The following is a 25114-nucleotide window of genomic DNA, read 5'->3' on the forward strand; positions in this document are numbered from 1 at the left end:
ACGGCTCTCACCCGGCCGGGCGCGGGTCCCGGGTCCTGAACCCGGGAATGGCGATGCGCCCGGTCGCCAGGTAGAAGGGTGCGGGCACCGGGGGGCGGCGGAGGCGCGCCAGCCGGGCGGCCGCCGCCTTCGGCCAGCCGAGCGCCCGGGTGCCGGTGAAGAAGACGTACATGGTGTCGCGGTCGGCCTCGGTGTCCCCGTAGTGGAACGACGGGCCGCAGCCGCCGTCGGCGAACCACGGCAGCGGCTCGGCGTCGGTGTCCAGCAGCCGCACCGGTGCGCCGGTCCAGTCGGCCCGCCGGCCCGAGGGCCGCGGCGAGCGCAGCCACCACAGCCCCTGCGCCGGGTAGCCGGGGGTGCCGTACAGGTTGGTGCCGCGGGCGACCACCATCTCGTAGTGGCCGTCCACCCGCTGGACGGCGTTGTCGAAGTAGCCGTCTTCGGTGGAGAACAGCACCCGCGGGCTGCTCCAGCGGAGGCCGTCGTCGCCTTCGACGTGCTCCAGCCGGTAGTCGGGCAGCTCGCCGCGGCCGACCTCGTGCGGGGCGGACAGGTACCACATGCGCCAGACGCCGTCGTCGCAGCGGACCAGCGGCTCCAGCACGCTGGGCCGCTCGGGGGTGCCGGTGTGCACCGGGGGGCCGTGCCGACGCCAGCCGGCCGGTGTGCGCGCCAGGAAGCCGATGGCGTACCGGCTGCGGCGGCCGGTGACCGCCCGGGAGGCGTGGCCCGCGTAGTAGACGCGCTCCTCCTCCCGGCCGCCGGGACCGGGGCCGCGGACGTAGGAGGGGGTGTGCCTGCCGCCTGCGTCCCACTCGCCCCTGGGCGGAGCCGGGGCCAGCGCGAGCGCGCGGTCGGGGCGGGCGGGGTCGGTGATCAGCGCCCACTCGGTGCTGGACAGGGGTGCGCCCTCGGGGAGGGCGGCGGCGAACAGCAGCACCTTGAAGCGGTTGGTGAAGCCGCCCAGGAACATCACCCAGCGCCCGTCGATCCGGTGGACGTCCGGGTCGCTGAGGCCCCAGACGTTCCGCACCGGGCGGAGGCCGGTGAGCATGTCGAAGAAGGCGACCGCCCCGTTCGCCCCCGAGGCGCGCCACCGGTCCACCTGGTCTCTCAGCATCCGACTCTCTCCATTTTCGAATCTCTCGGCTTTAGAGAGAGATTAGAATGCGACCATGAGCCGACACAAGCCCGAGCACCAGCGGCTGTCCGAGCAGCTGTTCGACGCGGCGCTGGCCCTGGCCCGGCTGGGCGAGGACTTCGACCGGCTGCACGGGCTGCAGGGCGCCGAGGGAGAGGCCCTGCTGCTGGTGCTGGACGCGTCCCGCGACGGCGGCCCGGACGACGGTGGCGGCGCGGCACCGATGACGCCCGGCCGGCTGGGCAGCGCGCTGCGGCTGCCCTCGGCGTCGGTGACCGCCCTCGTCGACCGCCTGGAGCGGGCCGGCCATGTCCGGCGCGTCCGCGACACCGGCGACCGGCGGCGGGTGCTGCTGGTGCCGAGCCCGGCGGCCCGGCGGGCCAGGGACGCCTACTGGGGCGGGCTCAACGAGCGGATCGTGGCGGCCATGGACGAGTTCGGCGATGACGAACTGGCCGCCGTCGAGCGCTTCCTGCGGCGGGTGGCGGGCCTGGCCTCGGACCACCGCGCCGAGGGGGCCGATTGACCGCGGCGGCTCCGGCGGCGTCGGAAGGCTTCTCAGCTGCGCGGACGCGGCTCGCGTGCCCGGCGGCCGCCCGTACCGGTGGGCCGGCCTCCGTCGTACCCTGAAGCCCGCACGCGATGAGCAGGAGGTCGAGGTGGCCGAGACGACGCTGACCGAGCCGACGGTGGCCGAGGTGATGGCCGAGCTGGCCGGGCTGGAGGACCCGAAGGCGCGCGCGGTGAACGAGAGGCACGGAGACGACCACGGCGTGAACCTCGGCAAGCTGCGCGCGCTCGCGAAGCGGCTGAAGACGCGGCCGGAACTCGCCCGCCGCCTCTGGGAGACGCGGGACGGCGCCGCGCGGCTGCTGGCCATCCTGATCTGCCGCCCGAAAAGCTTCGAGCGGGACGAGTTGGACGCCATGCTGCGCGAGGCGCGCACCCCCAAGGTGCACGACTGGCTGGTCAACTACGTGGTGAAGAAGAACCCGCACGCGGAGTCGCTGCGCCTGGCCTGGTCGGCCGATCCCGATCCCGCGGTCGCGAGCGCCGGATGGGCGCTGACCACCGAACGCGTGGCCAAGCGGCCCGCCGGCCTCGACCTCGCGGGCCTGCTCGACGTCATCGAGGCCGAGATGAAGGACGCCCCGGACCGCCTGCAGTGGGCGATGAACCACTGCCTGGCCCAGATCGGCATCGAGCACGCCGAGCACCGCGCCCGCGCGATCGCCATCGGCGAGCGCCTGGAGGTGCTCAAGGACTACCCGACTCCCCCCGGGTGCACGTCCCCGTTCGCGCCCGTCTGGATCACCGAGATGGTGCGCCGACAAGACGACGAGTAGTCGAGCAGGCGGGCCCGCCGCCGTCCCCCGAAACCCTTGTCCACAGAGAACCTTCGGACCGAGCACTTATCCACAGCTCCCCCCGCCTCCCCTGGACGCTCCCCCTTGACAAGCCGCACCCTGGACGCGTGGGGATTGGTTCTTTCCTTTGGGGTGGCGTGCCCCCTGGTCGGGGCGGGGTGTGGGTGGGGTGCGGCCGACGTCCGGCCGACGTGCGACCCCCCGCGCGGCCCCGCCGACCGGCTCGGGCGGCCGGCGGGGGCGGGGCGGGGGCGGGATTGCGGCGCTCCCAGGGAGCGACCGGGTCGGCACCGCTCCGGTGTCCGGCGGTGAACGGGGTCAGTCGTCCAGCTCTCCGGTGGCGTAGCGCCGGGCCTCGAGCCGGGCCGCGTAGCGGTCCCTGCGGTTGTGGGCCCGCCTCCAGTCGCCCATCTCCCTCTTGGCGGCGCGTCCGTTGGGTCCCAGGCAGCAGGTCTGGCCGATCGCGGGCATCCACCGGCAGCGTGTGCCGGATTCCTCCCGGGTGAGGGCCGGGGGCAGGTCGCAGGGACCGTAGCGGTGGTCGTGGACCGGTCGAGGGCCGTGCTCCAGGAAGCGCACCCACACCGGCTTCGTCTTGTCCGTACGGGACATGGTCGTTCGCTCCGGAACCGCCGCCCGTGGCTCCCGGACCTTCCGGGCGGGCGGCCAGGTACTCCGCTGCACCGCGACCACGCTCCTCTCTTCTCCTCCGTCCACGGCCCCGGCCGACCCGGCACCTGCGATCCACGAGAGTGGAAAGCCTTGCAGGATATCCGGACGCATCAGACGCACACAAGAGCCCCTACCGGAACCCGTCATGGCCGCCGACCATGGGGACCCGCTCCGCGATATCCGTTCGACCGCCCCTATTGATCGATATACCTTATGCCCGATCAGCCCACTTTCGAAGCGATAATCCGAATCAATAAACGATCATTCCGCAAATTCCCGAACAGGGTTGACCGGGATTCCGATCCAAAGTAAAAATCTACTTATGGACATAACTCAGGTATGGAGGAAGGACTGGACGTCGGGATGGACGACGCTCCACCCTTTCGAACTGTACGGCGAGTACTATCTCCTTTCGTACAAGAGCGGATCAGGCCACGCCAGCCTGGACAAGTTCCATAAGGACGGCGAATACAGCAACATATGGACCCAGCGCTGGACCACGGGCTGGACGACGCTCTATCCGTTCGAGATGTACGGCGGCTACTACCTGCTCTCCTACAAGAGCGGCTCGGGTGACACGAGCCTGGACAAATTCGACAAGAGCGGCGGCTACAGCAACGTCTGGACCCGGCAGTGGACGACGGGCTGGACGACGATGACCCCGTTCGAACTGTACGGCGAGCCCCATCTGCTGTCCTATAAGAGCGAATCCGGACAGGCCGACCTGGACCGGTTCGACCTGTGAATCCAGGCCGGCCCCGTGATGGCGCCCCGCGGCATCGCGGGGCCGGTTTGGCTACAGTGGCGCGATGCGTGAAACGCTCGAAGAGATCGACCGGCTCCAGGCGCTGCTCGACGCCTCCCTGGCCCGCTCCACCACCCATTTGCGCTCGATCGTCGCCGAGCGCACCATCACCGCGGCGCAGCTCACCCAGGTCCTGACCGGCATGTGCACGCTCGCGCTGTCCACCGTGACGGCGAAGGGCGAGCCGCGGATCAGCGGCGTGGACGGGCACTTCCTGCACGGCGCCTGGCACTTCGGCACGGCGCGCACCGCCGCCAAGGCCCGCCACCTCGCCGCCCGCCCCGCCGCCAGCGCCGCGCACCTGCGCGGCGAGGACCTGGGCGTGTTCACCCACGGCACCGTGGAGGTCCTCAACCCCGAGCACGGCGAGCCGGCCGCGGACTGGCCCGCACTGCTCGATTACTTCAAGGACTTCTACGGCGAGAACGCCTTCGACTGGGACGACGAGGTCGTCTACTACCGGCTGCGCCCGCACTGGATGACCGTCTACGCCCCCGACGTCGCGAAGCTGCTCAGCGGCTGAGGCCGGGTTCACCGGCCGACCGGCACTCGCTCCCGCATGCAGCGACCTGGGATTTCTTTCTGAACTCAGCCCTCCCAGGAAGGCGCGGGAGCGGTATCGTCTGCGGTCGGGCGCCGCTTCTCGGGCGCGGGCCGCTGCCCGGCCGTGCGCGCCGCGCACCGCCGCCGGAGCTGGGTCCTGATGGACGACTCTGCGGGGACCCCTGCTCACCTGGCCGGCGGGACGCGGGCCCGGTTCGTCGGACGGACGGTCCGGCGCACCGGTCCGGGTGCGCTGCCGCGCGCCGAGGCAGGCGGGTCCAGCCGGAAGCTCGGGCTGTACCTGAGGTGGAGACTCGCCCGACGCTGGGGCCATATCGGCGAGCAGGGGATCGCCGCCGCGCACGCGTGCGGGCCGCCGCCCGCAACGCTCCGGCCCGTGCCGGGCCCTCCTTCCGGCCGCCGCACCGGCTGGGTCCGCTTCCGCCACCCACCCGCGCGACGGCCGTGCCGCCGCCTACCGCAGCACGGCCGGCACGCTCAGGCTCAGCCAGCCCGCCGGGGTCTCGGCCACCCGGACCCCGCCCAGGTCGGGCACCGCCAGGGTGGGCGGCGCGCCCTCGGCGCAGCGCGGCCCGACCCCGAGCACGGTCGCGCCGAGCGCGAGGCCGGCCGCGACCCCGGCCGGAGCGTCCTCGACCACCACCGTCGCCTGCGGGTCGACGCCCAGCGCCTCGGCGCCCAGCCGGTAGCACTCGGGGTCGGGCTTGCCCGCGCGCACGTCGTCGGCGGTGATGAGCACCTCCGGCTCGGGCAGCCCGGCCGCCGCGATCCGGGCCCGCGCCAGCGAGCGGCTGCACGAGGTGACGATCGCCCAGCGCTCCGCCGGCAGGCCGCGCAGCAGCCGGAGCGCGCCGGGCAGCGCCTCGATCCCGTCCAGCATCCGCTCCTCGCGGGCCAGCATCACCGCGTTGTCGGCGTGGTTCAGCTCCGCCGAGCGGCCCGGCAGCAGTTCGGCCATCACCTCGTGGCCCGGCCGTCCGGGCGAGACGGCCAGGACGTCGCGCACGTCGATGCCGTGCCGGGCCGCCCACTCCGTCCAGACCCGCTCGACCACCGCCCCCGAGTCGAGCAGGGTGTTGTCGAGATCGAAGAGGATGGCGTCGACGAGGATGGTGGTGTGGCCGGGCGCGGTGGCGCCCCGGACGTCGGCAAGGGTCACTGCTGGCTCCTCCGGAGCTGTCGGAAAGTTTTTGTTCACTCATTTTACAAAATGAGAGAGGCGATGCACAGCCCACGTTCCGCGGCCTCCCGGCTGCTCACCCTGGTGCACCGCGAGGGCAGGATCAGCCGCTCCGCCGCCACCACCAGGCTCGGCCTGTCCCGCAGCGCCATCGGCCTCGCCATCGAGGCGCTGAGCGAGCTGGGCATGCTGCGCGTCGCCTCGCCCGCGGAACCGGCCGGCCGCGGCCGGCCGTCGCCGTTGATCGAGCCGGCCCCCGGCGGCCCCGCGGTCGTCGCGATCCGGCTGCACCGCACCGGCGCCGAACTCGCCCTCGTCGGCCTCGGCCACCGCGTCCTCGCCCGCGCCTCGCGCGGCTTCCCCTCCGACGACCGGGAGCCCACCGCCGTCTTCGCCCAGCTGGCCGCCTGGACGCGCGAGCTGTCCGACGACCGCCCGCCCGGCCGCGCGGCCATCGCGGTGCCCGGCATGGTCGGCCCCGGCGACGGCCGCATCGCCTCGGCCACCATGTTCGACTGGGTCGACGTGCCCGGCCGCGAACTGGCCCGCGAGCACTTCGGGCCGCTGCCGGTGGAGCTGAGTCGCGACGCGCCACTCAGCGCGGTGGCCGAGTACCGCTACGGCGCGGGCCGCGGCGCCGCGCACCTGCTCTTCCTGTCCTGCACCGACGTGGGCATCGGCGGCGCGCTGGTCGACGGCGACGGGCTCTACCTCGGCAGCGGCTACGCGATGGAGGTCGGGCACCTGTGCCTGGTCCCCGGCGGGCGGCCCTGCCCGTGCGGAGCGCGCGGCTGCCTGCAGACCTACGCCGACAGCGGCGCCCTGCTCGCCGCCGCCGGGCTCACCGGCGAACCGGCCCTGGCCGGCCGCGTCCTGGACGGCGCCGAGGCGGGTGACGCTCAGCTGCTCGCGGCGGTGGACGAGGTCGCCCGCGCGATCGGCGCCGGCCTGCTCACCCTGGTGAACCTCACCAGCCCCGACCGGATCGTGCTGGCCGGCCGGCACGCCCGCGTGCTGCGGCTCCGCCCCGAGCTGGTCACCGGCCCGCTGCGCGCCTCGGTGGTGGCCCGCGCCAGCGGCCCCGGCGTGGTCGCGGCCGAGCTGCCCGACACCGAGCTGCGCGGCGCCGCCGACCTCGCCTTCGCCCCGCTGCTGGCCGCCCCGGAGGCGGCGCGCTGAGCGCCCGCCGCTACTCGGTCCCGTCCGAGGACTCAGCGCCGGACGCGCCGCCGGCCGGGGCGATGCCCTCCTCGGCCGCCCAGCGCAGCAGCTCGCGGGTGGCCGCCTCCACCCCGATGGAGCCGCGGTCCAGCCGCAGCTCCATCAGGAAGCGGTAGGCCTTGCCGACCAGCGGGCCGGGGCCGATGCCCAGCACCCGCTGGATCTCGTTGCCGTCGAGGTCGGGGCGGAGCCTGGCCAGCTCCTCCTCCTCGGCCAGCCGCTCGATGCGCCGCTCGATGTCGTCATAGGCCCGCGACAGCGCGGTCGCCTTGCGCCGGTTGCGGGTGGTGCAGTCGGCACGGGTCAGCACGTGCAGGCGCTCCAGCTCATCGCCGGCGTCACGCACGTAGCGGCGCACCGCGGAGTCGGTCCACTCCCCGGATCCGTAGCCGTGGAAGCGCAGGTGCAGCCCGACCAGCTTGGCGACCTTGGCGACCACGTCCTTGGGGAAGCGCAGCGCCGCCAGCCGCTTGCGCGCCATCGACTCCCCCACCACCTCGTGGTGGTGGAAGGTGACCCGGCCGCCCGCCTCGAAGGCGCGGGTGCGCGGCTTGCCGATGTCGTGCAGCAGCGCCGCCAGCCGCAGCACCAGGTCGGGCGGCATGTTCCGCCGGTGCTCCAGCTCGATGGCCTGGTCGAGCACGGTCAGGGAGTGCTCGTAGACGTCCTTGTGGCGGTGGTGCTCGTCGATCTCCAGGCGCAGCTTGGGGATCTCCGGCAGCACGTGCCGGGCCAGGCCCAGCTCGACCAGCAGCTCGACGCCGGCCCGCGGCCGCTCGGAGAGCAGCAGCTTGACCAGCTCGTCGCGGACGCGCTCGGCCGAGACGATGGCGATGCGGTCGGCCATCGCGGCGGCCGCCTCGCGCACCGGCGGGTCGACGGCGAAGCCCAGCTGCGCCGCGAAGCGCACCGCCCGCATCATCCGCAGCGGGTCGTCGTTGAAGGAGTCCTCCGGGCGGCCCGGAGTGCGCAGCACCTTCGCCCGCAGGTCGGCCATTCCGCCGTAGGGGTCGACGAACTCGTGGCCGGGGAGGCGCACCGCCATCGCGTTGACGGTGAAGTCGCGCCGGGCGAGGTCGCCTTCCAGGGAGTCGCCGTACCGCACGGCCGGCTTCCTGGACTTGGGCGAGTACGACTCGCTGCGGTAGGTGGTGATCTCCAGCTGCTGCCCGTCCTTGCGGCAGCCGACCGTGCCGAACTCGATGCCGACGGTCCAGACGTCGTCGGCCCAGCCCTGCACCAGCTTGAGGATCTGCTCGGGCTCGGCGTCGGTGGTGAGGTCGAGATCGTTGCCGAAGCGGCCCAGCATGATGTCGCGCACGGTTCCGCCCACGATCGCCAGCTCGCGGCCCTGGGCCGCGAAGCGCTCGCCGAGCGCGTCGGCCACGGGAGAGACGCGGCCGAGCAGTTCCTCGATGGCGGCGCGCTGGGTGGCGGTCAGGTCGGGTCGCTGGTTCGGCACGAAAATCGAGGTTAGAGGTTGAGCCGGACACAGGCGAATCCATTGCGGTCCGCCGCCGATCGCCCGCCGCGCGGGCGGTTTCGCGCCCCGCCGTGACCCGCCGGGGGCGCCGTGGCGGGCGCGCACCCCCGCTCGCCTCGTACGCTGAGTACATGTGCCGCCGCGCCGCCCAGCGCCCGTGCCGCCGACTCCGCGAGCGGCACGGCGCTCCGCCGAGCGGATCGGCCGGAATCCCGCACCGTCACTGCGATTCCACGGCTCCCGCCGGAACTCAGGACGGTATTGTCATGAGGGCCGCGACCCGCGCCGATCGGGTGGCCGGCCCGCGGATCCGGGCAGCGCACCCCCGACGCCCGGAGCCGCACCGTCCCCGGATCGGCTCGCGCGCACCGCGGTGCCGGGCCGCCCGTCCGATCGCCGCGCACCCGGGCGACATCCGCAGTACGGTGCGGCAGTCCTACCGAGCCGGACGCGTCCGCCCCGGACGCGTCCCGACGCTGGCGGATCTACGTTGACTCGACCTCTTCGCATGCTCGCCTCGGCCGCGGCGGTCCTCGCCGCCGCGCTGCCGGCCGTCGGCGCCGTCCCCGCCGCGCCGCCGGCCCAGGCCGAGACCCGCGCGACGGAAGTGCCGCTGGCCATCGACCGGCTCACCCCGTCGGCGCCCGACCCCGACAGCACCATCCGGGTGTCGGGCAGCGTCACCAATGTCACCGACTTCGAGCAGCCGCAGGTCGATGTGCGGCTGCGCTACTCCGCCATCCCGCTGACCAGCCGCGACGCCCTCCAGGAGTACCTGGAGGGGTCACTGGAGCCGGGCGGCCTGTCCGTGTCGGAGTCGGTGAGCGGCACCCTGGGGGTGAACGAGTCCAGCGACTGGTCGCTGGAGGTGCCGGCCGCCGAGCTGCCGTTCACCGAGTTCGGTGTGTACCCGATCGCGATCGAGGCGGTCAACGGCGCCGGAGTGCGCATCGCCTACGAGCGCACCCTGCTGCCCTTCGACGGCGCCAACGCCCCCGACCCCACCAGCGTCGCCTGGATCTGGCCGCTGATCGACACCCCCCAGCGCGTCGACGACACCACCTTCCTGGACCAGCAGCTGGACACCTCGCTGGCCCCCGACGGCCGCCTCGGGCAGCTCCTCGCCGTCGGCGACGCGTCGACCATCCCGCTGACCTGGGCCATCGACCCCGCCCTGCTGGACGACGCGGAGGCGATGGCGGCCGAGTCCTACCAGCTCGCCGCGGAGCCGCCCGCCCCCGACGCCCCGTCGCCGTCCGCGGAGCCGGCGCCCGAGCCCTCCGCCGTGCCCGGCAGCGAGAACGCCCGCGCCTGGCTGGAGGACCTGCGCGGCGCCGTCGAACCCGAGAGCCTCATCACCACGCCCTATGCCGACCCCGACGTGGTCGGCCTGATCGACGGCGGCCTGGAGGAGGACATCAACAGCGCCGTCACCGAGGGCACCGTCGCCGCCAACCGGGTGCTGGAAAGCGTGGTGCAGAACGGCATTTCCTGGGCGCCCGACGGCATGCTCGACCCCGACGCGCGCGACGTGCTCGCGGCACGCGGCACCGACACCTTCGTCGTCAGCGACCTCGCCCTCCCGGTGCGCTCCGACGTCGGCCACACCCCCGACGCGGCCGCCACCATCTCCTCCGTGCAGGGCGAGCTGAACGCGGTGGTGACCGACAGCGGCATCACCGAGGCGATCTCCGCCGACACCCGCACCGCGACGGCCGCCACCCAGGCGCGGCAGCTCTTCCTGGCCGAGACCGCGCTGATCAGCCTGGAGCGCCCCGAGGACTCCCGCACCGTGGTGGCCGCCCCCGACCGGCACTGGAACCCCGACCCCGAGTTCGCCGCCGGCCTGCTCGACGCCACCCGCTCCGCCTCCTGGCTGCAGCCCGTCTCCCTCGCCGACGCCGTGGACGGCACCGACTCCACCGGGCTGCGCGGCGAGCTGCGCATCCCCGACGGCGCCGCGCCCGCGCTCGGGCGGCAGGCGCTGGACGAGGTCGCCGCGGTGCGCACCGACATCACCAACCTGACCGGCGCCCTGTCGGCCGAGGAGGGCGCGGCCGAGCGGGCCTTCGAGCGCGCCGTGCTGCGGATGGAGTCGGCCTCCTGGGCCACCTACCGCGACCGCGCCGCCCAACTGCGCGACGCCGTGTCGACCGCGGTCGCCGCCGACGCCGCCCAGATCCGGGTGGTGCCAGGGGAGCCCATCACCCTGGCCGGGCAGAGCGGCACCGCGCCGGTCGTCGTCGCCAACGACCTGGACCACGCCGTCACGGTCCGGCTGACGGCGGTGTCGGAGAACCCGGCCCGGCTGGAGGTCGGCGAATTCGAGGACGTGCTGGAGATCGGGTCCGAGGGCCGCGCCACCGTGCAGATCCCGCTGCGGGCCGGGATCAACGGCCCCAGCGAGATCACCCTCCAGCTGTCGGGCACCGACGGCAGGCCGATCAGCGAGGGCGCCGAGGCGGTGGTGATGCCGGTGGCGGTCACCGGCCTGGGCTCCACCGCCATGTGGATCACCGTGGCCGCGGTGGCGATCCTGGTCGGCGCCGTCGGGATGCGGGTGCTGCGCCGGATCCGGCGGGCCGGGCGGCACGAGGAGCCCCCGGCGCCCGCGCCCCGCGCCGACGACGGCTCCTGGCGGCCGGACGCGTCCACGCCCGAGCGGCCCGCGCGGCCGGCCGTCACCAGCCGCCCGGTGCGCCGCCCGATCGCCGTCCGCGGCACGACCGGCGCATTTCCCCGGAAGAGCGCCGAGGACCCCCGAACAGGTCGATAATCGCTCCACGCGCGCGGTCCGATCCTCGGGCCGGTCCCGGCACTCCTTTCCGGACCGGCGGCGCCCGTCCTCCGGCCGTCCGGCCGGGAGTGCGCCACCGACACGACAGCACGACGAAAGAGGCATGCGGTGACCAACGAGACGACCGGTCCGACGGACCGGCGGACCGCGGAGCCGGCCGGACCCGAGCCGCGGGACGAGCCCGCCGCCGAGCGGTCCGGCGGCGGCTCCGACGTGATGCGCTCCAGCGCGGTGATGGCGCTGGGCACGCTCGCCTCGCGGCTGACCGGCTTCGCCCGCACGGTCGTGTTCGCGGTCGTCCTCGGCACCCAGCTGCTCAATGACGCCTACACCGCCGCGAACACGATCCCGTTCATCATCTACGACCTGCTCTTCGGCGGTCTGCTGGCCAGCGTCATCGTGCCCTTCCTGGTCAAGCGCAGGAAGCTGGACGCCGACGGCGGCCAGGCCACCGAGCAGCGGCTGTTCACGGTGACCGTGGTGGCGCTGTTCGTGCTCACGGCCGTGGCCATCGCCGCCGCCGAGTGGCTGATCCGGATGTACGCGGGCAGCTTCACCACCAACCAGCACGAGGTGGCGGTGCTGCTGGCGCGCTTCCTGCTGGCGCAGATCTTCTTCGTCGGCCTGGGCGGCATCGCGGGGGCGATGCTCAACGTGCGCGAGCGCTTCGGTGCCCCGATGTGGGCGCCGGTGCTGAACAACATCATCACCATCGCCACCGGCCTGGCCTTCCTGCTGGTCGCCGGGATCGGCGCCACTCCCGACACGGTGTCGGACGCCGACGTGGTGCTGCTGGGCGTGGGCAGCACGCTGGGGATGGTCGCGCAGGGCCTGGTCCTGCTGCCGCCGCTGTGGAAGGCGGGCTTCCGGTGGCGGCCCCGGCTGGATCTGCGCGGCTCCGGCCTGGGCGAGGCGGTGAAGACCGCGGGCTGGATGATGGTCTACCTGGTCTCGCTCCAGCTGAACTTCCTGATCACGTCCAATGTCGCCACCCGCGCGGGTGTGGAGAGCGTCACCTCCGGTGAGGCGGTGGGCGCCGGCCTGACCACCTACAACTACGCCTACCAGCTGTTCCAGCTGCCGTACGCGATCATCGCGGTCTCCGTCATCACCGCGCTGCTGCCCCGGATGAGCGGGCACGCCTCCGAGGGCCGCAACGACCTGGTGCGCGACGATTTCTCCAATGGCGTGCGGATGTCCTCGGTGCTGCTGGTGCCGGGCGCCGTCGCGCTGGCGATCTTCGCGGTGCCGATGTGCCAGCTGCTGTTCGCCTACGGCAGCACCTCCGACGCCGACGCGCGCAACATCGGCCTGGTGCTGACCGTGTTCGCGATCGGGCTGGTGCCCTTCTCGCTGTTCCAGCTGCTGCTGCGGGTCTTCTACGCGCTCGGCGACACCCGCACCCCGGCGCTGATCAGCTTCGTGAACGTGGTCGTGCACGGCGCCGTCGCGGTCGCCTCGCTGCTGGTGCTGCCCTCGCAGCAGGTCGTGATGGGGGTGGCCGCCGGATCGATGCTGTCCTTCGTGGCCGGGACCGTCGTGGCCTGGATCGTGCTGGCCCGCAGGCTCGGCGGCCTGGACGGCAGGACCGTGCTCGGCTCGCTGCTGCGGATGCACCTGGCCGCGATCCCCAGCGCGGTGTTCGCGGTCGCGATGGTGCTGGCCTTCGGTGTGCTCCCCGGGGTGGTGCTGCCCTCGCTGCTGTCCCTGCTGGTGGGCGGCGGCATCGGCATGTTCCTCTTCGTGCTCTTCGCCAAGTGGCTGGGCGTCCGCGAGGTGTCGTCCTTCCTGGCGATGGTCCGCGGCCGCCTGCTGCGCCGCGGCTGACGGCCTTCCCCCCCGTCGCGAGGGGCCCCGGCGCGGTGCGCCGGGGCCCCTCGCGCGCCCGGCCGAATCACGCGGAGCGGAGTCCCGCCGTCAAGCCCGAGGAGGCACCTGTGGACCACCGCACCCCCGTCCACAGCCCCCACCGCCCCGCCCTGGCATCCCCCCTTGACAGCCACCAGACTTTCCGGCGGCGCTTGCGTCGGGTGGTCTGCCCCCTGGTAGGGAGGGGCAGGAGGGCTGGGCCCTTACTGTCCGATCGCGGCCAAAGCGGCTCGTGCGCTGGTCGGGGTCCACCACCATGGGATGGACGGACATGATCATGTTGCCGGGCCAGGGGCCTTGCCCTGCCGCCGCCCGCCCGCGGCCCGGCGTGCCGACCGAGGGAGTGACGGGTGCGCAAGGACAGCGCCGACGGAGCCGAGCGCGAGCCGTCGGAGGCCGACGGGCGGCCGCGCGCCGACCGGGGTGGCCCGCTCACCCGCCGCGACCCCAGCGACATCGGCGACCTCGGCACCGCCGACCGGCCGGGCGAGGAGGGCGACGAGATCGGCGGCGCGGCGCACGCCGCCCCCGCCAACCTGATGCGCTCCAGCGCCGTGATGGCGCTCGGCACGGTCGTGTCGCGTGCCACCGGATTCGGCCGCACCCTGGTGCTGGCCGCCGCCCTGGGCGTGCACCTGCTCGGCGACGCCTACCAGGCCGCCAACATGGTGCCGTTCACCGTCTACGACCTGCTGATCGGCGGCCTGCTGGCCAGCGTCATCGTGCCCTTCCTGGTCAAGCGCAAGCGCCTGGACGCCGACGGCGGCGACGCCACCGAGCAGCGCCTGTTCACCCTCACCGTGCTGGCGCTGCTGGCCGTCACCGTCGCGGCGATCGCGGCGGCCGAGTTCCTGATCTGGATCTACGCCAGCGAGTTCGAACCGGCGCAGCGCGAGGTCGCCGTCGCGCTGGCGCGCTTCCTGCTCTCCCAGATCTTCTTCATCGGGGTCAGCGGCATCACCAGCGCCATGCTGAACAGCCGCAACCGCTTCGCCGCGCCGATGTGGGCGCCGATCCTGCACAACATCACCGTGATGGCGGTGGGCAGCCTCTTCCTGCTCCAGGCGGGCTCGGGCACCACCCCCGAGTCGATCACCGACGGCCAGATCCAGCTGCTCGGCATCGGCACCGCCGCGGGCATGGCCGTGCAGAGCGCGGTGCTGCTCTTCTCGCTGTGGCGGGCCGGGTTCCGCTGGCGGCCCCGCCTGGACCTGCGCGGCTCCGGCCTCGGCGAGGCGGTCAGGACCGCGGGCTGGATGCTGGTGTACATCGCGGTGAACCAGCTCGGCTTCCTGGTCACCACGAACGTCACCACCTCCGCCGGGGCGCGCAGCGCCGAGGCCGGCTCGGGCATCACCGCCTACCAGTACGCCTTCCAGCTGTTCCAGCTGCCGTACGCGATCATCGCGGTCTCCGTCATCACCGCGCTGCTGCCCCGGATGAGCGCGCACGTCGCCGACGGCCGCCGCGACCTGGTGCGCGACGACTTCTCCAACGGCTTCCGGATGTCGTCGGTGCTGATCGTGCCCACCTCGATCGCGCTGGCGGTCTTCGCCACCCAGTTCTGCACGCTGGTGTACGCGCGCGGCAGCACCTCGGTCGACGACGCGCGCAACATCGGCGCGATCCTGGCCGTCTTCGCGCTGATGCTGATCCCGTTCACGCTGTTCCAGCTGCAGCTGCGGGTCTTCTACGCGCTCGGCGACACCCGCACCCCCGCGCTGATCGCGATCCCGAGCGAGGTGGTGCACGCCGCGGTCTCGTTCACGATCCTGTTCACGGTCGAGCCGACCCGGATCGTGCTGCTGATGCCGGTGGCCTACGGGCTGTACTACATGGTCGCCGCGGCCATCGCCTGGGTGATGCTGTCGCGGAAGCTGGCGGGCCTGGACGGCCGGCGGGTGCTGCGGACGACCCTCGCGCTCTATGCGTCGGCGGTGCCGAGCGCGGTGTTCGCGATGGCGATGATCTTCGCCTTCGGGGCGCTGCCGAGCGCCACGCTGGCGTCCGTGCTGTCCATGGTGGTCGGGACGGCCGGCGGAGTGCTGCTGTTCATTCTGAGCGCCCGACTGCTCAAAGTGACAGAAGTCACAACTTTCCTTACCATGGTGCGCACGCGACTCCTGCGACGTGGCGCGGAGAAGGGCCGCTGAGCGAAATTCAGCGTACATACGCCGTCACGGAGGCGGCGGCCAACCATATGGACACTTCCGGCGTCCTACCATGGTGCAGGACCATCGTTTGATAGCGCCCACCCACCAGGGTCCCGGAGGGAGGTCTGGGGGGCCGGTGTCGGTGTCACCTGCTTGCCGTGCGTCGTGGGTCGGCCACGTCCACCGCGGGTGCCCGCCGTGCCAGCCCACTGCGTCCGCGGCATGAGCGCCTTCACCTTTGAACCCGGAACCCGCCTCGACGGTCGCTACCTCCTCAAGGGCCGCGTCACCGACTCAGGGGGCGCCGCGCTGTGGGAAGCGATCGACGAAACGCTCGCGCGACCCGTCGCGGTCCGCACCTTCCACCCGCAGTTCCCGAGGATCCGCGATGTCGTCATGGCGGCCCGGGCGACAAGTCGGCTCACCGACTCGCGGGTGACCCGCATCTTCGACGCCAACGACGGCGCCGCCGGCGGCGATGTCGCCTACGTGGTCGAGGAGTGGGTGAGCGGTCAGCACCTCGGTGAACTCGTCGCCGACGGCCCGCTGGAGGCCGAGCACGCCGCCGCCCTGGTCAGCGAGGCGGCCGAAGCGCTCGCCGCCGCCCACGCCGCGGGCCTGTACCACCTGCACCTCAGCCCCTCGCAGCTGTTCTGGACCAACAGCGGCACCCTCAAGGTGATGGGCGTCGGCGTGGAGGCCGCCCTGGTCGGCGGCCAGGTCGCCGATCCCGGGCGCACCGACGCCCAGGGCCTGGGCCGGCTGCTGTACGCGGCGCTCACCGGCCGCTGGCCGGGGCCCGACCCCACCATGCTGCCGCCCGCCCCCGTCTTCGGCGGCCAGGTCGCCGCGCCCCGGCAGGTCTCCCCCGACGTGCCGATGGAGCTCGACGCGATCACCTGCCGCGCCGCCTTCCAGACCCCCCAGCGCGGCCGCGCCCCGCTGGCCGCCCCCTCCGAGGTGGCCGCCGCGCTGCTCGACGTGCCGCGGGCGATCCCGGTGCCCGAGGTGCACGTCGCCGCCCCGGCGCTCGCCGCCGCTCCCCCGGCCGACACCATGATCGGCCGATACGACCGCTACGAGGACCTGCTGCCGCCGGTCCGCCGCGACCCCCCGTCCGGCCCGCCGCGGTCCGGCCGCGGCCGGCGCGCCGCCGCGCCCGAGCCGATGGTGAACCGCGCGCTGGTCGCCGTGATCGTCATCGTGGTGGTGGCCGCGGTCGGCGTCGGCGGCTGGCTGATCGGCCGCGCCGCGAGCGCGCCCGGCGGTCCGCTGGGCCCCGAGCCCAGCACCTCCCCCACCGATACCGCTCCGGAAATCGAGCAACTCGCCGTATCCGCGGCGAGCACGCTCGATATGGTCGGGAGTGAAGGTACGGACAACGAATCGGCACCCAACGCCATCGACGGCGACCCCGCCACCTCCTGGCAGACCCAGTGGTACACCACCGCGGACTTCGGTCGGCTGAAGGACGGTGTGGGGCTGGTGCTCGACATGGGAGCCCCCGTGTCGGTCGCCGAGATCGACGTCGTGCTGGCGGACGTGACCGGCGCCGAATTCGATGTGATGATCGGTGACCAGCCCGATATCGCCGCCCTGGAGACCGTTGGCTCGTCCGCGGGTCCGGGTGGTGAAGTCCCCTTCGAGCTGGACGAGCCGGTGGAGGGACGTTACGTAGTGTTGTGGTTCACCCAGCTTCCCCCTGATAATGACGAAAACTTCCGAGTCCATGTCAATGAAGTCGAGCTGCGCGGGAACTCGTGAATGCCGTGATGGACGCGGTGGGAGAACTCCCAGACGCTGAACTACTGACCCGACACACCCAGGGCGACGACCGAGCCTTCGGCGAACTGGTACGTCGGCACCGAGACCGCCTGTGGGCAGTGGCGGTCCGCACCCTCGGCGACCCCGAAGAGGCGTCCGACGCACTCCAGGACGCCTTCGTGTCGGCCTTCCGCGCCGCGCACCGCTTCCGCGGCGACTCAGCGGTCACCACCTGGCTGCACCGCATCGTGGTCAACGCATGCCTGGACCGCATGCGCCGCCGGATGGTCCGCCCGGCCACCCCCGTCGGCGACGACGCCAATCTCGACACCCTCGCGCTCGGCCACGGCAAGGGCGTCGTCTCCGACCCCACCGGGTCGAGCGACGCCGCCATGGACGTCAAGTCGGCGCTGCTGCAGTTGCCGATGGAGCAGCGCTCGGCGCTGGTCCTGGTCGACATGCTCGGCTACCCCGTCGACGAGGTGGCCCGGATCCTCGATGTGGCCGTGGGCACGGTCAAGAGCCGCTGCGCCCGCGGCCGGGCTCGTCTCCTCCCCCACGTGGCGCACCTGCGGAACCGAAACCAGGCTCCGCACGTCTCATCGGAGGGAGGAGGTGGAAGCCAGTCGTGATGCCCCACATCGATTTGGACACCCTCGCGGACCACGCGGAGGGGTTGCTGTCAGCCGACAGAGCCACCTCCGTGACGGCGCACCTTGATTCGTGCGCCGAGTGCCGCATGCAACTGGCCGACCTGAACGACCTGTCTCGGATGCTCGCCGCGACCCCCGCTCCGCCGTTGCCGGCGGGGGTGGCCGCGCGGATCGACTCCGCACTCGCCCGGGAGGCCGAGGAAGCCGCACGGCGGCCCGCCGACCCCGCCTACCAGCCCGACTACGGGATCGGGAAGGTGGTACCGATCAGCCGCGCCCAGCGGCGCAACCGATGGATGCGCGGTCTGGTCGCGGCGGCCGCGGCGGCGGTGCTGATCGGCGGCGGTGCCACGGTCGCGGCGCAGTTCGTCAACCAGGACCCTCCGGCGGCGGTCGGCGAGGTCCCCACGGTCGACGTCGCGCAGCTCGACGTCATCACCAGCGGCACGGAGTACTCGCCCAACTTGCTGCAGTCGCAGCTGACCGGCGTGCTCCAGCAGATGCGTGACGACGCCGTGCCCGTGGGCGACACCGAGGCGATCCGGTCCGATCTGGACGCATGCCTGCCTGCCGCGGTCGAACGGCAGGGCAGCGAACCCGCGGTGGTGGACGTGGCGCAGTTCGAGGGGCAGCCGGCCTTCGCCGTGTTCTTCCCCAGCGCCGACGACCAGTACGACGTCGTGATCACCAGCCGCCAGTGCACCGGCGGCGATGGCGACGTGCTGGACGTGGTCCATCTCCCGGACATCCCCTGACCCTCCCCGTCGGAACGGCTCGTCCCGTGACCGGCGGGGAATGGGCAGGACCTAGGATCGGTTGAGACCGACGGAACGCGATGCCTCGGCTGATCCTGTGGACGATGGAGCGCCGTCGTCCGGTCACCGCAGCCGCGATCCGCACAGATCGTTGCAGCACCGCCTGAGCGGGAGGGGACCGACGAGCGTGAACGACGTTCGCAATGTCATCATCATCGGCTCGGGGCCGGCCGGCTATACCGCTGCCGTGTACGCCGCACGCGCCCAGCTCGACCCCTTGGTCTTCGAGGGCTCCATCACCGCCGGCGGTGCGCTCATGAACACCACCGACGTCGAGAACTTCCCCGGCTTCCCCGAAGGCATCCTCGGCCCCGACCTGATGGACGGGATGCGCAAGCAGGCCGAGCGCTTCGGTGCCGAGCTCGTCGCCGACGACGTCAGCTCCGTCGACCTCAGCGCCAGCCCCAAGGTGGTGCGGGTGGGCGAGCGCGAGTACCGCGCCAAGGCCGTCATCGTGGCCACCGGCTCCCAGCACCGCAAGCTGAACGTGCCCGGCGAGGACCGCCTGTCCGGCCGGGGCGTGTCGTGGTGTGCCACCTGCGACGGCTTCTTCTTCCGCGACCAGGACATCGCCGTCATCGGCGGCGGCGACACCGCGATGGAGGAGGCGACCTTCCTCACCCGCTTCGCCCGTTCGGTGACGATCGTGCACCGCCGCGACGAACTGCGGGCGAGCAAGATCATGGCCGACCGCGCCCGCGCCAGCGACAAGATCCGCTTCGTGTGGAACTCCGAGGTGACCGAGGTCCTGGGCGAGGACAAGCTCAGCGGCATCCGGCTGCGGAACCGGGTCAGCGGCGAGGAGAGCACCCTCGACGTGACGGGCCTGTTCATCGCGGTCGGCCACGATCCCCGGGTGGAGCTCTTCGCCGACCAGCTCAAGCTGGACGACGAGGGCTACCTGTCGGTGGACTCCCCCTCCACCCGCACCAGCATCGCCGGCGTGTTCGGCGCCGGCGACGTCGTCGACCACCGCTACCGCCAGGCCATCACGGCAGCCGGCACCGGCTGCTCGGCGGCCATGGACGCGGAACGCTATCTCGCCGAGCTGGCCGACGCCGACGTGTGATTTCGATTAGCTGAACTGGAGTGGTAGACGTGTCCAACGCCCCTAAGGTGACCGACGACAGCTTCGCGGCGGACGTACTGGAGAGCGACAAGCCGGTGCTGGTCGACTTCTGGGCCGAGTGGTGCGGTCCGTGTCGTCAGGTGGCGCCGATCCTGGACGAGATCGCGGCCGAGCACGGCGAGAAGCTGAAGGTCGTCAAGCTGAACGTCGACGAGAACCCCAAGGTCACTCGCGACTACGGCGTGATGCAGATCCCGACCCTCGGCGTCTTCTCCGAGGGCAAGGTCGTGAAGCAGATCATCGGCGCCAAGCCCAAGGCCATGCTGCTGCGGGAGCTCGGCGACTTCATCTGACCGACACGGCGAAGGAGGCGGCCACCGCAGGGTGGCCGCCTCTTTCCATGCCGCTCCTCGTCCGCACCGCGGTGTTTCACGTGAAACGGCGGCGGCCCCGGCATCGACCGGGCCGCCGCCGTTGACCGTAGCGGGCTACTCGTCGCCGCCCGCGGCGCGCAGTTCCACCGCCGCCTGCGGAGCCATCGAGGCGATGATGCGCTCCAGGTCCTCCATGGTGGCGAACTCGACCACGATCTTGCCCTTGTGCTTGCCCATGTCGACCTTGACCCGGGTGTCGAACATGTCCGAGAGCCGGTTGGACAGTTCCTTGATGCCCGGTGCCATCGGAGCCCGCTGCGTGGTCCGGCGCGGCCGCTGGCCGTCGTCCTGGGCGCCCACCGCGAGGATCTCCTCAACGGCGCGCACCGACAGCCCCTCGGCCACGATGCGCTGCGCCAGCCGGTCCTGCGCCTCGGCGTCGCTGAGCGAGAGCAGCGCCCGGGCGTGGCCCGCGCTCAGCACTCCGGCGGCGACGCGGCGCTGCACGGCGGGCGGCAGGTTCAGCAGCCGCAATGTGTTGCTGATGTGCGGGCGGGAGCGGCCGATCCGCTTGGCGAGTTCGTCGTGGGTGGCGCCGAAGTCGTCCAGCAACTGCTGGTAGGCGGCGGCCTCTTCCAACGGGTTCAGCTGCTGGCGGTGCAGGTTCTCCAGCAGCGCGTCGCGGAGCAGGTCGTCGTCGCCGGTCTCCCGCACGATCGCCGGGATCGAGGTGAGGCCCGCCTCCCGGCTGGCCCGCCAGCGCCGCTCCCCCATGATGAGCTCGTACTGGTGCGGCGCGAGGCGGCGCACCACCACCGGCTGCAGCAGACCGACCTCGCTGATAGAGGCGGACAGCTCGGCCAGTGCCTCCTCGTCGAAGTGCTGCCGCGGCTGGCGGGGGTTGGGCGTGATCTCGCTCAGCGGAAGCTCTTCGAGGTACGCCCCTTCAACGGGGGTGGGTTCCGCCTCGACGGTTCCGGTGGCCGACCGGGAGGCCGCTGCCCCGCCTCCCGGCGGGGGGCCCTGCGGGATCAGGGCCCCGAGTCCCTTGCCGAGACCCCGCCGCTGCTGACTCACGCTTGGTTCTCCTCCGTACCGGCGGGCTGGACCTGCCCGCTGTTCTGATACGCCATTTCCTTCGCCGCGTCCTTGTAGGCCAGCGCGCCGGTGGAACCGGGATCGTAGGTGATGACCGACTGGCCGTAGCTCGGCGCCTCCGACACGCGCACGCTGCGCGGAATGACCGTGGACAGCACCAGTTCGCCGAAGTGCGAGCGCACCTCATCGGCCACCTGCTGGGCCAGCCGGGTGCGGCCGTCGTACATGGTGAGCAGGATGGTGGAGATCTGCAGCTCGGGGTTGAGGTGCGCCTGGACGAGCTCGACATTGCGCAGCAGCTGCCCTAGGCCCTCCAACGCGTAGTACTCGCACTGGATCGGGATCAGCACCTCGCTGCCGGCCACCATCGCGTTCACGGTCAGCAGGCCCAGTGAGGGCGGGCAGTCGATCAGGATGTAGTCGAGTTCGTCGCTGTCGTAAGCTTCACAGGCCCGCCGCAGCCGCGACTCGCGCGCGACCAGGGAGACGAGTTCGATCTCGGCGCCGGCCAGGTCGATGGTGGCCGGGACGCAGAGCAGGTTCGGGATGCCCTCGACCTCCACCGCCACCTCGGCGAGCGGACGCCCCTCCACCAGGCAGTGGTAGATGGACGGCACATCGGCGTGGTGGTCGACGCCCAGCGCGGTGGAGGCATTGCCCTGCGGGTCGAGGTCGACCACCATGACCCGGTTGCCGTGCAGAGCGAGCGAGACGGCGAGGTTGACGGTGGTGGTCGTCTTGCCCACCCCGCCCTTCTGATTGGCGACCGTCATGACCCGGCAGGCCTTTGGCCGGGGCCACTCCTCCTGGCCGTTCTGCATCGCGACCGCGGCCTGGGCGGCACGCGCGATCGGCGTGTCCGGGCCCTCGGGCTGCTCCAGCGGCGGTGTGATGACGTCCGGTGTTTCACGTGAAACGGCTGCGCTCAATGCCCTGCGCACCAATGGTGACTCCCCCTGCGTTTCGACCGCCTGTTCCGCGCCCCCGCTGGACGGCTCCGAATGCGCGCCCGGATCGCGCTCGGTTCTCCGGGCGTCGTCGTCATTGCGATCGCGTACGGTCTCTCTGCCCGCGTCCGGCACGACCGTCACCTCTTCCGTCCGCGCTGTTTCGTCGCGCCCGCCGACCGCCGGGCGGTTTCACGTGAAACCGCGCTTCCCGTCGCGATCACCTGGACGACAGTAGTAGCCGGATCGACCATACCGTGTCCGACCGGCACGACTTCGGCTTGACATGAACGCAGCGCCGGGAATTCACGTCGCGCGGTCTCGAGTTCGTCCGCCGCCCGCTCCCCTTTGAGCGCTAGCAGCCGGCCGTCCGGTTTCAGCAGCGGTAGCGCCCAGCGCGCGAGCCGGTCCAGCGGCGCGACCGCCCGGGCCGTCACCACATCGGCGCGCAGCCGCGCGGCGAACTCCTCGGCCCGCCCCCGCTCCACCACCACGCGGTCCAGGCCGAGGAGTTCCAGGCACTCGTTCAGGAAGACGGTTCGGCGCAGCAGCGGCTCCAGCAGCGTGACGGTGAGATCGGGTCGCGCGATGGCGAGCACGATCCCGGGCAGGCCCGCGCCCGAACCGATGTCGACCACGTGCGCGCCGTGCGGCACCAGTTCTTCGACCACGGCGCAGTTGAGGATGTGCCGGGTCCAGATCCGGTCGACTTCGCGCGGCCCGATGAGGCCCCGCTGCACGCCGGCGTCGGCCAGCAGCGCGGCGTACCGCTCGGCCAGTGGGAGCCGGGAGCCGAACAGCTCTGCCGCGGCGGCCGGCGCCTCGGGCGGTACCGCTTCGGGCCCCGGCGAACCCGCCGGCCGCTCCTCCCCCGTCTCACCGCCCGCGGCGGAGCCACGCCGCGATTGCCCGCCATCGTCCGACCGCATCGTCATCGATCCGCCCTGCGCTTGCCGCGATCCGTCAGCTGTCGTCTCCAGCTAACCGCACCCGGCGCACCGCCCGGAACGGAAAGGCCGCCGCCGCGGCCCGTCGAGACCCCGACATGACGACGGCGGCCCCGCCGGACTCCGGCAGGGCCGCCGCGGCGGCGTTCACAGGGACCTCAGTCGGCGACCCGCACCACGACGTAGCGGTGCGGCTCCTCCCCCTCGGACTCGCTGACCAGACCCATGGCGGCGACCGCGTCGTGCACCACCTTGCGCTCGAAGGGGGTCATCGGCTCCAGAGCGACGGCGTCGCCGGTCTCCTGGGCCTTGGTGGCCGCCTCCTTGCCGAGCGCGGTCAGCGCGGCGCGGCGCCGCTCGCGGTAGCCGCCGACGTCGAGCATCAGCCGGCTGCGCTCACCGGTCTTGCGGTGCACGGCGAGGCGGGTCAGCTCCTGGAGGGCTTCGAGCACCTCGCCGCGCGGGCCGACGAGTTCGTCGAGGGTGCCGCCGACCACGGATACGACCGCCCGGTCGCCCTCAACGTCCATGTCGATATCGCCGTCGAAGTCGGCGATGTCCAGTAGGCCCTCGATGTAGTCGGCGGCGATGTCGCCCTCGCGCTCCAGTGCCGCGATGTCGACGACGGCGTCAGGACCGGGTTGAGTCTCGATCTCCACGTCGGCAGAGGATTCGTCCTCGACCTGTACGCTGTCGAGCTGGCCATTGCTCACGACGCGGTTCTCCTTATGCTCAACACCCACTGATCAGCTACCGCTCCGCTTGCGCTTGCTGCGGGGTACGTTCGTCCGCTGCTGGTTACGCACGATCATAGGCGGAGCCGCGGGCTCGGATTCAGCGCTTTTCTTCTGCTTCTTGTTCTTGCGGCCGTTCACACCGCCGGTGGAGCCGTTGGGGGTGGCGCCGCCGCTCGGCGCGGGCTCGTCGGCGGGCTTGTCGGCCGATGCCCCGTTCGGCGCGGCGCCGGGCGCGCCGTTGGCCTTGCGCCGCTCCCGCAGCGCCTTGGCCCGGGCGGCCGCCGCCTTGCCCGCCTCACGCGCCGCGCGCGCCCGCTCGCGCTCCTCCTCCGCCAGCTCGTCCGGCGACTTCACCGGGTAGCGCTTGTAGACGAAGTGGTTCTGCAGCAGCGTCCAGGAGTTGGTGGTCACCCAGTAGATCAGCACACCGATCGGCAGCGTCAGGCCGAACAGCGCGAAGGCCGGCGACATGTACATCATGATCTTCTGCGCCTGGATCATCGGGTTGTCCGGCGTCTGCTTCATCGAGCGCATTACGCCCTGGCGCACGGTGAGGAAGGTGGTGACGGCGCTGATGGCCAGGCCGGTACCGATCATGACCCGGGCGAGTACGGGGTCGGCGCCCATGCCGATCAGGACGTCATTGGAGTCCACGAAGCGGGCGATGACGGGGGCGGTGATGATGAAGGCGTCGCGTGCGCTGGCGACCAGTTCGGTGGAGAAGCCGGCGAGGGTGGCCGCGTTCTCAGGGTTGTCGGCGATCTGCCAGAGCACCTGGAACAGCGCGATGAACACCGGGGTCTGGATGAGCAGCGGGAGGCAGCCGCCGACCGGGTTCGCGCCCTCGGCCTGGTAGAGCTGCATCGTCTCCTGGTTGAGGCGCTGCTTGTCGTCCTTGTACTTCTCGCGCAGCTTCAGCACCTTCGGCTGCAGCTCCTGCATCTTGCGCATGGACTGCATCGACTTCAGCGTCAGGGGCAGCGCCAGGATCCGCACGCACAGGGTCAGCAGCAGGATGGACAGGCCCCAGGCCCATCCGCCGTTCGGATCGAGGAAGAGGCTCAATCCCGCATGAATCTGGGCCAAGGGCCAAGACACCAATGCGAACAGCCAGTTAAACACGGGCTCTCTCCCTCACATTCTCTTTCACAGCCGGCACCGCACTCGGCCCGTCAACGTTCACGACGCCGCCCCGGTTTCCCGGTCCGCCCGCGGCGCGGATCCCCTGGGCGGCACCGGATCGAGTCCGCCGGGGTGGAAGGGTTGGCAGCGGCCGAGTCTGCGGATCGTCAGCCACAGGCCGCGCGCCGCTCCGTGCACCGCCAGCGCCTCCATGGCGTAGGCGCTGCACGACGGCTGGAAGCGGCAGACCGGGGGCATCAGCGGGCTGATGAACCGGCGGTAGCCGCGGATGGGCAGCATCAGCACGCGCGCCGCCGTCGAAGGTGTCGTGGTCAT

At 72.2% G+C, this 25114-nt stretch carries 23 protein-coding genes; 13 read left to right on the forward strand and 10 right to left on the reverse strand.

Annotated elements, in window-relative coordinates; all coding sequences use genetic code 11:
* Positions 1 to 7: 7 nt before the first annotated feature.
* Complete coding sequence (locus tag CLV72_RS10795; RefSeq protein WP_106244173.1) at positions 8 to 1120, reverse strand: hypothetical protein; 1113 nt, start codon at positions 1118 to 1120, stop codon at positions 8 to 10.
* Between the two features lie 55 nt (positions 1121 to 1175).
* On the opposite strand from CLV72_RS10795, the gene CLV72_RS10800 reads away from it, so the two are divergent.
* Positions 1176 to 1667 (forward strand): MarR family winged helix-turn-helix transcriptional regulator, encoded by a 492-nt coding sequence (locus CLV72_RS10800; protein ID WP_106244176.1) that lies wholly within the window; start codon positions 1176 to 1178, stop codon positions 1665 to 1667.
* A 175-nt stretch (positions 1668 to 1842) separates the two neighbouring features.
* The gene (locus tag CLV72_RS10805; protein ID WP_211302846.1) at positions 1843 to 2487 is read left to right on the forward strand and encodes a DNA alkylation repair protein; all 645 of its coding nucleotides are present in this window, start codon (positions 1843 to 1845) and stop codon (positions 2485 to 2487) included.
* Between the two features lie 339 nt (positions 2488 to 2826).
* Here the strand turns inward: CLV72_RS10805 and CLV72_RS10810 are convergent, their stop codons facing one another.
* Positions 2827 to 3120 carry a hypothetical protein gene (locus CLV72_RS10810; RefSeq protein ID WP_106244183.1) on the reverse strand — a complete coding sequence of 98 codons (294 nt, stop codon included), beginning with the start codon at positions 3118 to 3120 and terminating at the stop codon, positions 2827 to 2829.
* A 382-nt stretch (positions 3121 to 3502) separates the two neighbouring features.
* Between CLV72_RS10810 and CLV72_RS10815 the strand changes: the two genes are divergently transcribed.
* Both CLV72_RS10815 and CLV72_RS10820 read left to right on the forward strand, forming a co-directional pair.
* Entirely contained in the window at positions 3503 to 3925 is a 423-nt protein-coding gene (locus CLV72_RS10815; protein WP_106244186.1) for a hypothetical protein, read from the forward strand.
* A gap of 64 nt (positions 3926 to 3989) precedes the next feature.
* Positions 3990 to 4508 (forward strand): pyridoxamine 5'-phosphate oxidase family protein, encoded by a 519-nt coding sequence (locus tag CLV72_RS10820; protein ID WP_106244189.1) that lies wholly within the window; start codon positions 3990 to 3992, stop codon positions 4506 to 4508.
* 495 nt (positions 4509 to 5003) lie between these two features.
* On the opposite strand, the gene CLV72_RS10825 is transcribed toward CLV72_RS10820, so the two are convergent.
* Positions 5004 to 5708: an HAD-IA family hydrolase gene (locus tag CLV72_RS10825; RefSeq protein WP_106244192.1), complete on the reverse strand. Its 705-nt coding sequence runs from the start codon at positions 5706 to 5708 to the stop codon at positions 5004 to 5006.
* 63 nt (positions 5709 to 5771) lie between these two features.
* Here CLV72_RS10825 and CLV72_RS10830 point away from each other — a divergent pair, with 63 nt between their 5' ends.
* The gene (locus CLV72_RS10830; protein WP_170140949.1) at positions 5772 to 6908 is read left to right on the forward strand and encodes an ROK family protein; all 1137 of its coding nucleotides are present in this window, start codon (positions 5772 to 5774) and stop codon (positions 6906 to 6908) included.
* A gap of 10 nt (positions 6909 to 6918) precedes the next feature.
* Here CLV72_RS10830 and CLV72_RS10835 read toward each other — a convergent pair whose 3' ends face one another.
* Positions 6919 to 8391: a CCA tRNA nucleotidyltransferase gene (locus CLV72_RS10835; protein ID WP_425428066.1), complete on the reverse strand. Its 1473-nt coding sequence runs from the start codon at positions 8389 to 8391 to the stop codon at positions 6919 to 6921.
* Between the two features lie 532 nt (positions 8392 to 8923).
* Here CLV72_RS10835 and CLV72_RS10840 point away from each other — a divergent pair.
* From CLV72_RS10840 to trxA, 8 genes are all read left to right on the forward strand, one after another.
* Positions 8924 to 11209, forward strand: a complete 2286-nt coding sequence (locus tag CLV72_RS10840; RefSeq protein WP_146159412.1) for a DUF6049 family protein — start codon at positions 8924 to 8926, stop codon at positions 11207 to 11209.
* Positions 11210 to 11446: 237 nt separating this feature from the next.
* The gene (gene murJ / locus CLV72_RS10845) at positions 11447 to 13057 is read left to right on the forward strand and encodes a murein biosynthesis integral membrane protein MurJ (RefSeq protein ID WP_106245397.1); all 1611 of its coding nucleotides are present in this window, start codon (positions 11447 to 11449) and stop codon (positions 13055 to 13057) included.
* Positions 13058 to 13449: 392 nt separating this feature from the next.
* The gene (murJ, locus tag CLV72_RS10850) at positions 13450 to 15252 is read left to right on the forward strand and encodes a murein biosynthesis integral membrane protein MurJ (protein WP_106244203.1); all 1803 of its coding nucleotides are present in this window, start codon (positions 13450 to 13452) and stop codon (positions 15250 to 15252) included.
* A gap of 222 nt (positions 15253 to 15474) precedes the next feature.
* Entirely contained in the window at positions 15475 to 17016 is a 1542-nt protein-coding gene (locus tag CLV72_RS33190; protein WP_106244206.1) for a protein kinase family protein, read from the forward strand.
* An 8-nt stretch (positions 17017 to 17024) separates the two neighbouring features.
* Positions 17025 to 17648 (forward strand): RNA polymerase sigma factor SigM, encoded by a 624-nt coding sequence (gene sigM, locus CLV72_RS10860; RefSeq protein ID WP_106244210.1) that lies wholly within the window; start codon positions 17025 to 17027, stop codon positions 17646 to 17648.
* 107 nt (positions 17649 to 17755) lie between these two features.
* Positions 17756 to 18424 (forward strand): hypothetical protein, encoded by a 669-nt coding sequence (locus tag CLV72_RS10865; protein WP_106244213.1) that lies wholly within the window; start codon positions 17756 to 17758, stop codon positions 18422 to 18424.
* A gap of 187 nt (positions 18425 to 18611) precedes the next feature.
* On the forward strand, positions 18612 to 19553 hold the full coding sequence (gene trxB, locus CLV72_RS10870) for a thioredoxin-disulfide reductase (RefSeq protein ID WP_106244216.1): 942 nt from the start codon (positions 18612 to 18614) through the stop codon (positions 19551 to 19553).
* Positions 19554 to 19582: 29 nt separating this feature from the next.
* Entirely contained in the window at positions 19583 to 19906 is a 324-nt protein-coding gene (trxA, locus tag CLV72_RS10875) for a thioredoxin (protein ID WP_106244219.1), read from the forward strand.
* A 135-nt stretch (positions 19907 to 20041) separates the two neighbouring features.
* Here trxA and CLV72_RS10880 read toward each other — a convergent pair whose 3' ends face one another.
* From CLV72_RS10880 to yidD, 6 genes are all read right to left on the reverse strand, one after another.
* A complete protein-coding gene (locus tag CLV72_RS10880; protein ID WP_106244223.1) occupies positions 20042 to 21004 on the reverse strand; it encodes a ParB/RepB/Spo0J family partition protein in 963 nt (320 codons plus the stop codon).
* Entirely contained in the window at positions 21001 to 21846 is an 846-nt protein-coding gene (locus tag CLV72_RS10885; RefSeq protein ID WP_106244226.1) for a ParA family protein, read from the reverse strand. The genes CLV72_RS10880 and CLV72_RS10885 overlap by 4 nt, the downstream gene beginning before the upstream one ends.
* Before the next feature lie 266 nt (positions 21847 to 22112).
* Complete coding sequence (gene rsmG, locus CLV72_RS10890) at positions 22113 to 22772, reverse strand: 16S rRNA (guanine(527)-N(7))-methyltransferase RsmG (protein WP_245930153.1); 660 nt, start codon at positions 22770 to 22772, stop codon at positions 22113 to 22115.
* Positions 22773 to 23077: 305 nt separating this feature from the next.
* On the reverse strand, positions 23078 to 23572 hold the full coding sequence (locus tag CLV72_RS10895; RefSeq protein ID WP_106245403.1) for a Jag family protein: 495 nt from the start codon (positions 23570 to 23572) through the stop codon (positions 23078 to 23080).
* 93 nt (positions 23573 to 23665) lie between these two features.
* Entirely contained in the window at positions 23666 to 24778 is a 1113-nt protein-coding gene (locus CLV72_RS10900) for a YidC/Oxa1 family membrane protein insertase (RefSeq protein ID WP_106244229.1), read from the reverse strand.
* Positions 24779 to 24835: 57 nt separating this feature from the next.
* Complete coding sequence (gene yidD / locus CLV72_RS10905; protein ID WP_106244233.1) at positions 24836 to 25114, reverse strand: membrane protein insertion efficiency factor YidD; 279 nt, start codon at positions 25112 to 25114, stop codon at positions 24836 to 24838.

Source organism: Allonocardiopsis opalescens, from assembly GCF_003002095.1.
GTDB classification, from domain to species: domain Bacteria; phylum Actinomycetota; class Actinomycetes; order Streptosporangiales; family Streptosporangiaceae; genus Allonocardiopsis; species Allonocardiopsis opalescens.